Source organism: Rhodococcus sp. IEGM 1305 (genome assembly GCF_030058635.1).
Lineage (GTDB): Bacteria > Actinomycetota > Actinomycetes > Mycobacteriales > Mycobacteriaceae > Rhodococcus_F > Rhodococcus_F opacus_D.
Window position 1 is genome coordinate 1 of record NZ_JASHKX010000089.1, and the last position, 423, is coordinate 423.

Annotated in this window: 1 protein-coding gene; it reads left to right on the plus strand. The window is 68.8% G+C overall.

The window, feature by feature from the left end; translation table 11 throughout:
- Positions 1 to 19 precede the first annotated feature (19 nt).
- Positions 20 to 423, plus strand: a 404-nt coding sequence (locus QM693_RS37510; RefSeq protein WP_349307540.1) for an AMP-binding protein, incomplete at its 3' end; no start/stop codon positions are given.

Here is a 423-nt window from a genome sequence, read left to right on the forward strand (position 1 = left end):
GGCGGTGTCGTGTGGGGGTGTGGAGTTGTCGTATGGGGAGTTGGATGAGTGGTCGAATCGGTGGGCGCGGGTGTTGATCGGGCGGGGTGTGGGTCCGGAGTTGGTGGTGGGGGTGGCGGTGCCGCGGTCGGTGGAGTTGGTGGTGGCGGTGTGGGCGGTGGTGAAGTCGGGGGCGGCGTTCGTGCCGGTGGATCCGGGGTTGCCGGAGGTGCGGGTGCGGGAGTTGTTGGTGGATTCGGGTGCGGTGGTGGGGTTGTCGGTGTCGGGGGTGGTGTTGCCGTCGGTGGTGGAGTGGTTGCGGGTTGATGATGTGTCGGTGGTGGCGGGGGTGTCGGGGGGTGTGGTGTCGGATGGGGAGCGGACGGGGCGGTTGGTGGGTGGGTGTGCGGCGTATGTGATGTATACGTCGGGGTCGACGGGGCG